The 1,972-nt window shown below is 67.5% G+C and carries 2 protein-coding genes; both read left to right on the top strand.

Features of this window, described 5'->3' with window-relative positions; translation table 11 throughout:
• A partial coding sequence (locus EOM25_14385) for an RND transporter (GenBank protein NCC26363.1) occupies window positions 1–985 on the top strand: 985 nt, incomplete at its 5' end.
• A partial coding sequence (locus tag EOM25_14380; GenBank protein NCC26362.1) for an efflux RND transporter periplasmic adaptor subunit occupies window positions 936–1,972 on the top strand: 1,037 nt, incomplete at its 3' end. The genes EOM25_14385 and EOM25_14380, both read left to right, overlap by 50 nt.

The following is a 1,972-nucleotide window of genomic DNA, read 5'->3' as shown; positions in this document are numbered from 1 at the left end:
GCTGACGGCCAACGCCACCCTCGAGGACGTCCGGGCCGCGGCCGTGACCTTGAGCGGGAAGATCGCCGAGACCTGGGTGAATATCCTTCTGGTCCGGGAGCGGCTCGATGTGGCCTGGAGGCAATTGGAAACCAACGAGCATATCCTGAAGCTTCTCCGTTTCCGGTTCGTCAACTCCCTGGCCACGGCATTGGATGTGCTTCAGCAGGAGGAAACCGTGGCCGGGTCCCAGGCGGTATTGCCGGGCCTCAAGGCCAGGGAGCGGGCACTCCTGAACGAACTGGCAGTGCTCATGGGCCGGATGCCGGGTCAGGTGGCGGTCGAAACCCGGACTCTGCCGGCGGTCCCGGCCGTTCCGGACACGGGTCTGCCGGCCGATCTCCTGGCCGCCCGGCCCGACGTGCGGGCGGCTGGTCTTCGTCTACAGGCCTCGGACTGGAGCGTGGCCGCGGCCCGGGCCGACCGGCTCCCGGCTCTTCGCCTCACGGCCCGGGGGGAGTTCTTTGCCGAGCAGGTTCCGAATCTGTTCGACAATTGGCTGGCCAATCTGGCCGGATCGGTGACGGGACCGATCTTCGACGCCGGCCGTCGGGAAGCCGAGGTCGAACGGACGAGGGCCGTGGTCCGGGAGCGGCTGGCGGCCTATGAGGCCGTGGTGGCCCGGGCAATTCAGGAGGTTCAGGACGCTCTGGCCACGGGGTATTTCCAGGGTCTGGAGGTGCAGGCTCTGGACAGACAGCTTGCGGCGGCCCGGAAATCGAACCGTCAGGCCTCGTTTCGCTATCAGAACGGGCTGATCGAGTACAACGTGGTTCTGACCGAACTTCTGAACGTCCAGCGGCTGGAGCAGTCGGTGGTCCAGGCCCGGGCCGACCTTCTCCTGGAACGGATACGATTGGGTCGGGCCTTGGGCGGGGCCTGGACCCTTGAACTCGATGAACCGGGGCCTGAGGCCCCGTCCACCCAGCGGAGCATCCATGGCTGAGGCTAGACGCTGTCCTTTGTGGGTCCGGATCCTGCGGGTCGTCCTTCCCATTGTCATCCTGGCTGCCGGAGCCCTGGGGGCCAGATATTATATCCAGAACAAGCCCACGGCAAAAAAGGGCCAGGCCAAGAAAACGGTCCAGCTGGTGGAGGTCCTGACCGTGAGCCGGGGCCCGGCCCGGGTGGTTCTGCCGGTCATGGGCACGGTCATCCCGGCCCGGAGCCTGGATCTGAAGGCCCAGGTGTCCGGACGGGTGGAGTGGATGGATCCGGCCCTGGATTCGGGCGGGGCCCTGTCCAGGGGTGAGGTCATTCTGCGTCTGGACCCGGCGGACCACCGGCTGGCCGTTCAAACCCGGGAGGCGGCCCTGGCCAAGGCCAAGGCCGACCTTGAGTTGGAGCTGGGCCACCAGCAGGTGGCCAGGCGGGAGCTGGAGATCGTGGCCTCGGGCGTGGACGAGGCCATGGAAGAGACGGCCCTGGCCTTGCGGCAGCCCCAGTTGCAGAAGATCAAGGCCGAAGTGGCCCAGGCCGAGACGGCCCTGGCCCAGGCCCGCCTCGATCTTGAACGGACCACGGTCAGGGCCCCGTTCGACGCCCTGGTTCTGGAACGGTTCGTGGACATCGGCTCCGAAGTCGGTTCCCGGGAGCGGCTGGCAAGTCTGGTGGGCCGCAACGAGTTCCGCATCCAGGCCTCGGTGCCCACGGGGTGGCTGGCCTGGATGGACATTCCGGGGCAGGGCGCGGACACGGGTTCGCCGGCCGTGGTTTCGGCCAAACCCCGTAGTGGTGAGTGGAAGGCCACGGTGTTTCGCCTTTTACCCGGGGTCGAGGACAACGGCCGCATGGCCCGGGTCCTGTTGACGGTTCCCGATCCCTTTGGCGGACCGGACGGGGCCTTGCTCCTGGACGATTTCGTCCGGGTCCGGATCGTGGGCCGGGAACTGACCGACGTGGCCGTGTTGCCGCGAAAGGCCCTGCGCGACGG

The sequence above is a fragment of the Deltaproteobacteria bacterium genome (assembly GCA_009929795.1).
In the GTDB taxonomy this organism is placed as follows: Bacteria; Desulfobacterota; Desulfovibrionia; order Desulfovibrionales; family Desulfomicrobiaceae; genus RZZR01.
The sequence above is the reverse complement of the archived record's forward strand: the minus strand, read 5'-3'. Positions and strand labels throughout refer to the sequence as shown.